The sequence below is a fragment of the Marinitenerispora sediminis genome, assembly GCF_003336425.1.
Lineage (GTDB): Bacteria > Actinomycetota > Actinomycetes > Streptosporangiales > Streptosporangiaceae > Marinitenerispora > Marinitenerispora sediminis.
This window is the reverse complement of record NZ_QEIO01000229.1, coordinates 1-5,601: the sequence shown is the minus strand read 5'-3', so window position 1 is coordinate 5,601 and position 5,601 is coordinate 1. Positions and strand designations below refer to the sequence as shown.

The 5,601-nt window shown below is 76.6% G+C and carries 6 protein-coding genes; all 6 read right to left on the bottom strand.

Annotated features, from left to right (window positions below; translation table 11 throughout):
* The coding region (locus tag DEF28_RS25335; RefSeq protein ID WP_114446246.1) for an OmpA family protein at positions 1–3,042 on the bottom strand (3,042 nt) is incomplete at its 3' end.
* Positions 3,043–3,060: 18 nt separating this feature from the next.
* Positions 3,061–3,546, bottom strand: a complete 486-nt coding sequence (locus DEF28_RS25330; RefSeq protein WP_233515533.1) for a pilus assembly protein TadG-related protein — start codon at positions 3,544–3,546, stop codon at positions 3,061–3,063.
* The gene (locus DEF28_RS25325) at positions 3,543–3,959 is read right to left on the bottom strand and encodes a TadE/TadG family type IV pilus assembly protein (RefSeq protein WP_258862709.1); all 417 of its coding nucleotides are present in this window, start codon (positions 3,957–3,959) and stop codon (positions 3,543–3,545) included. The genes DEF28_RS25330 and DEF28_RS25325 overlap by 4 nt, the downstream gene beginning before the upstream one ends.
* Positions 3,956–4,351 carry a TadE/TadG family type IV pilus assembly protein gene (locus DEF28_RS25320; RefSeq protein ID WP_114397952.1) on the bottom strand — a complete coding sequence of 132 codons (396 nt, stop codon included), beginning with the start codon at positions 4,349–4,351 and terminating at the stop codon, positions 3,956–3,958. Before DEF28_RS25320 ends, DEF28_RS25325 begins: the two co-directional genes overlap by 4 nt.
* 1 nt (position 4,352) lies before the next feature.
* Entirely contained in the window at positions 4,353–4,523 is a 171-nt protein-coding gene (locus DEF28_RS28175) for a hypothetical protein (protein WP_181874302.1), read from the bottom strand.
* 43 nt (positions 4,524–4,566) lie between these two features.
* Positions 4,567–5,469, bottom strand: coding sequence for a type II secretion system F family protein (locus tag DEF28_RS25315; protein ID WP_309485810.1), 903 nt, complete (start codon positions 5,467–5,469; stop codon positions 4,567–4,569).
* Between the last annotated feature and the right edge of the window lie 132 nt (positions 5,470–5,601).

Here is a 5,601-nt window from a genome sequence, read left to right as displayed (position 1 = left end):
AGGCTGGGGCTGGGGCTGGGACTCAGGCTGGGGCTGGGGCTGGGGCTGCGGCGTGGGCTCGGTGGCGGGCGTGGGGCTGGAGGCCGGCTCAGCCGCCGCGACCGGTTCGGGTTCGGGGCGGTGCTCCTTCCGGGGCGCCGGAGCGGAGGACGGAGGAGCCGGGTTCTGCGGCGCCGACTCGGCGCCGCTCTCCGCCGTGGCCGGAGTGTCCGCCGCAGCCCGAGTCTCCGCCGTCGCCGGAGTCTCGGCCGCAGCCGGTGCATCGCCCCGGTTCGCGGCGGGGGTGAGCGGGCGCTTGGGCCACCGGCGGGCCGACGGCGGTGCCGCCGGGCGCCGGGGGCTCACGGCTCGCCCGGCCGACGCCGAGGCCGGGGTGCCCGTCCGCTGGGAAACGGCGGGCCGCCGATCCGCCGGGTCCGCTGCCGGGATGGTGGATTCCGGCTGCTGCTGAGCCGCCTCGGCCGGAGCGGCCACGGACCGGCCGGGCTCATCCGGTTCGGCCGGCTCGTCCTTGGCGGAGCCGGTGGGCGCGGGTGCGGCGAGCGGGTCGGCCGGGGCTTCGGTCGGCGCGGCGACCGAATCGGCCGGTACCGGCCGCTGGTCCGGGCCTTCCTGCTCGGTACCGGTGCCCGGTGCGGCTGCCTCGTCGCGAGCCTCGTCCTGTCGCGGGGTCTCCGCGGCGGGTTCGGTGACGGTGCCGGCGTCCTCCCCCGTCCCGGCGGACTCGCGCCAGTTCGCGGCGGCTCTGCTGCCGGTGGTGCTGCCGGTGGTGCCGCCGGTGCTCCCCATGCTCCCCGTGCTCACCGTGGGGGCGTCCGCCAGCCACGGGTTCGCCGGTTCGGCCGGCCCGGTCTCCGTCTGCACCTCCGCCTCGGTGGCCGCCGGACGCTCCGCCGAGTCCCGTTCGGCCGTCTCGGACGCGTAGAACGGGTCGAACTCCTCCGTCGTCGCGGCGCCCGCCCGCTCGGTCCGCGCCCCTTCGTTCTGCTCGGTCGCGGTCCGTCCGGTCGTGGCCGGTTCGGCCGGGTGCTGTTCGGCCGGGTGCTGTTCGGCCGGGGTCTCTTCCGTCGCGATCCGCTCCGCCGGGGACGGCTCGCCCGTCCGGTCGGCCGTGGCCGGTGCCGGCGACTCCTCCGGTGCGTTGGCGGCGATCTGGTCGAACAGCCGCTTCCAGTCCCCCGGGGCGTCCTCGTCCACCCGCGCGCCGCGGTGCCGGCGGATGAGCTCGTTGACGCGGGCCGCGTCCAGCCCCGGCCAGTAGGCGTGGTAGATGCCGTTGAGCGGCGGGCTGGTCTCGGTGATCAGGCCGTTCGACTCGATGGTGCAGCTGCCGCCGAGCGGCCACCGCCCGAGCAGCACCGCGGTGATCCCGCGCTCCTGGCCGTGCAGCAGCAGGCCGGACAGGGCGGCCTCGTCCTCGGCGTCCGGGGTGGCGATCAGGATCAGCGGGTCGTGCTCGTCGGAGCGCACGGAGCTGTCCGCCCGGGAGTGCAGCTCGCGCTGGAGGATGGTCAGGGCCTCGTGCATGGAGTCCACGACCCGGACCGACTCCAGCTGGCGTTCGGCGAGCCGCCGCTTGCCGTTGGTGCCGAGCAGCACGACCGCGTCGGCGTCCGTGATGAGGACGCGCGCCGGGTGCTCCGCGCTCGGGGTGAGCGCGTTGGCGATGAGCCGCCGGGCCGCGCCGCGCGCCCCGGAGCCGGTGATGCCGATGCCCGGCACGTGGGTGAGCTCCACGAGGACCCGGTCGTCGACCTCGGCGGGAGGGAGCGGGCGCGGCGGCTCGGGAATCTCCTCGCGCGCGGCGTGGGTGCCGGCGGTGAGGGCCCGCCAGCGGGGCAGCTGGAGGGTCAGGCGCGGGCCGCCGCGCCGGCCGACCAGGTAGCCGCCGAGGATTCCGGCGAACGCGGCGCCGCCGAGGAGCGCCTCGTCGGGGATCTCCATGACCACGATCCTGGACGCGCCGTCCGCCGCCGCGGCCGCGATCGCCTCCTCCTGCTCCGACACCGCGCCGACGAGCGCCGCCGACTCCAGGTCCGACTCCAGGTCGGGTTCTGGCTCCGGTTCCGGCTCCGGGTCGCGGGAGTCGGAGCCGGAGCTGTCCTCGGTCTCCGCGGCGCCGCCGGCGCCCGCGTCCGCCTCGGCGTCCCGCGGGGTCTCCGCCTCCACGGGAGGCGCGGCGCGGTCCTCGTCCTGCGGGGTCTCCGCCTCCGCGGCGCGGTCCTCGCCCGCCGCCGGCCCGCTGCGGACCGTGTAGCTGATCTCCACCCGGCGCTGCGCCGCGGCGTCGCCCTCGCGCTGGTGCTCCGACCCGACCCCCTCGACCTCGATCTCGGGGGCCGCGTCGCCGAGCTGCTCGGCGATGTGGTCGGCGACGCTGCGCGCGCGCTGCTCGGAGAGCGCCAGGTTCACCTCCGTGCTGCCGGAGGCGTCGGTGTGCCCGGTGATGCGGATGGTGGAGTCCGGGTCGCCGTGCTTGCGGATGAGCTCGATCGTGGTCGCGAGGTCCTCGCGCAGGTCCTCGGAGAGCCCGGCCGAGTTGAGCGCGAAGCCGGTGACGGTGCGCGCCCGTTCGGTGGCCTTCTGCCGGGGGCCGGTGTCGGCGTCGGCCTCCGGCGCCGCCTCGGCCGGCGGTGCCGCGTCACGCTCGGCGTCGGCCTCCAGGGTCGTCTCGTCGTCCAGTGACACGGTGACGGTGTCGGCCATCGCCTGCGCGGGCGAGACGAGGGTGCCGCCGATCGCGGTGGCCGCGATGATCTGGAGCGGCCCGAGCGGACGGATCCGGCGGGGCGCGCCGCGCAGCCGGGCCACGGCCTCGGCGGCGAGGCCGAGCGTGTACAGGCCCCACAGCGCCCACAGCGTCACGACGAGGGCGGCGGCGAGCAGCCCCGGCGGCAGTTGGAGGCTGGACAGGTGGACGAGCAGGCTGGCCCAGGTCAGCTCGGGGCCGGGCCAGCTCAGGCGCACCAGCAGCAGGTAGGGGAGCCCGACGACCACGGCCGAGCTGAGGAGCAGGGCGCCGAGTCTGCGGGTTCGTCGCATGACCGCCTCCAGAAGACGCTACGCGGTGGGCTCGGTGTACGGGCGGGCGCTGGCGGTCGCGTCGACCGACGTGGCCGGCATCGGCAGGAGGACGAAGGAGAAGTCCACGGAGCAGGTGACAGTCACCGTATCGCCGTTGACGCTGACCGTGCCGTCCGCCCCGGAGCTGTTGAGGAAGCCGCGGGCCGCGGCCCCGGCAGCGACCGCGTCCAGCCGGGTGGTGTCGCCGGCCCGGTAGGCGGCCCAGTCGATCTGCTGGGCACCGACCCGGGCCGCCTCCTGGGCGAGGATGGCGGCCTCGTTGCGGGCCCGCAGCGCCCCGCCGCCGTCGAGGACGAGCCCCAGGCAGAGCACGAACGCCCCCGTCATGACGACGACGAACGCCGTCACCTGCCCCCGGTCGTCGCGCCGGACCAGCCGGCGGGCCGCCCGCCGGGCGGCGGACGGCCGGTGCGGCGCGCGGGCGGGGCCGCGGGGTGCGCGTGGCGGCGGGCCAGGGTTCACGGTGTCCCCCGGAAGGTGTCGATGACGACGGTGGACTCGCCCCGCACCGTGACGGTGCCGGGCACGTTGAGGAGCGAGAGGTCGCCGAGGGCGACGTTGCAGTCGAGCGCGGCGGTCACGGCACCGCCCGGTTGCAGGCCGCCGTGGTCGAGGGCGAGCGAGAAGTCCGCGCACCGCAGCCCGTGGCTGGCCAGGGCGGAGGCGGCCATCTGGTTGCCCGCCGCCTCGGCCCCGGCCGCGTCGCGTTCCATCGACGCGGCCCGGGCAGCGGCGTGCGCGACCTCGTCGGCCGCGCCGTGCGCGCTGGTGACCCGTCCGGCCAGGACCATCAGCAGTACGAACATGAGGAGCAGCGGGGTGACGACGGCGAGTTCCGCCGCCGCCGACCCGCGCTCCCGGTCCCGGCCGGTCACGGCGCGGCCTCCGCCGGGGTGGGCGGCACGAACCGCTCCACGGGGGCGGACAGCTCGTGCCGGACCGGCCATGTCATGCCGGGGATGATGGTGGGCACCTCGGCTGACACCACGACCCGCGTGGTGGTGGCGCCGCGTTCGATCACGATGCTCCGTTCGGCCAGCAGGGACCCGCCCAGCTCGTCGGCGACCGCCTCCGCGTACGCCTGGGCGTCGGTCGGTTCGGCGGTGCGCGCCGCGTCGATGGCCCGCTGCGCGACGCTCGTCGCCACCTGGTCGCCGTGCACCCACACGGCCGCCTGGATGACGAGCATCACGAGCAGCAGCAGCAGCGGCGTGGCGACCACGAGCTCGGCGCTGCCGCGGTCGTCGCGAGGAGAGTGGGGTCGCACGTCAGTCCAGGCTGATGGACTCGGCCCTGTTCTGGACGGTGGTGGCGATGGCGCCGACCGCGCCGACGGCCAGGGCGACCAGCAGGGCGATGACGAGCACGGTCTCCGTCGTGTAGCCGCCGTCCCGGCCGTGGGTGCGGCGGCGGAGGAAGAAGTCGCGGATTCGGTTCACTGGGAGCTCCTGGTTCTGTGGTTCGTGGAGGTGCGGAGTCGGGTCACAGTCCGGACAGGACGAGGCTGAGGGCGGGGTAGCCCAGCAGCAGGAGGAATCCGGCGAACAGCAGGACGACGGGCAGGCTCATCCGCTCCGTGGCGGACTGGGCGTCGGCGTCGAGTTCGGCGAGGTGCTGGGTGCGCAGGCTGCGGGCCTTGGCGGCCAGCGAGCCGCGGACGCGCGCCCCGTCGGAGCCGGCCAGTCGCAGGCTCGCGGAGAGTTCGGCGAACTCGGGGACGTCGTAGCGCTCACCGAGCTCGCCGAGCGCGGTCCACGGCGGCCGCCGGTTCAGGGCGGCCGCGCGCAGGGCGTGGCGGATCCGGGTCATCGCCCAGCTGCCGCTCGTCCCGGAGGCGTCGGTGAGCGCGCCGGTCACGCCGGCGCCGCCGGCGAGGGAGACGACGACGAGGTCGGCGAACCCGGCGAGCGCGTGCCGCATGCTCTCACGCCGCTTGCGTGCCTCGTCCCGGAGCGCCAGGTCGGGCGCGACCCAGGTGACGACGGCGAACACCGCCCACGCGAGCGCCGAGCTCAGCGCGGGCAGTTCGAGCCCGGTCATCGTCAGGGCGGCGCCGAGCAGCGGCGGGACCGCGAGTCCCAGCAGCAGGCTGGTGAACTTCTCCGCGAGGAACCGGGCGGCGTCGCGCTCGCACACCTGGAGGTCCCGGCGCGTCCGCGCGGTGGGCAGTCCGATGGCGGACAGCAGCGGGACGCCGACGGTACCGAGCCGGGAGGCGAACCCGGCGTCGCCCTCGGTGGTCCGGCGCGGTGCCGGCGGCGGCGCGGGCTCGGCCAGCCGTTCGGCGAGCGACGGGCGGGCGAACCGCACCGCCAGCACCACCCACAGCCCGACGCCCACCAGCAGCCCGCTGGCGGCGGCGAGCAGCGTGCCGTCGATGTTCACGCCCGGCTCCCTTCGGTTCGGCGGGCCGACCGGGCGCCGGCCCGGTGGCGGGTGGCCGGCTCCGGGCGGGCTCCGGGTCTGGTCCGGGTTCGCGCCATCAGGCGGGCACCCCCTCGGGCTGGGGCTCGGGGC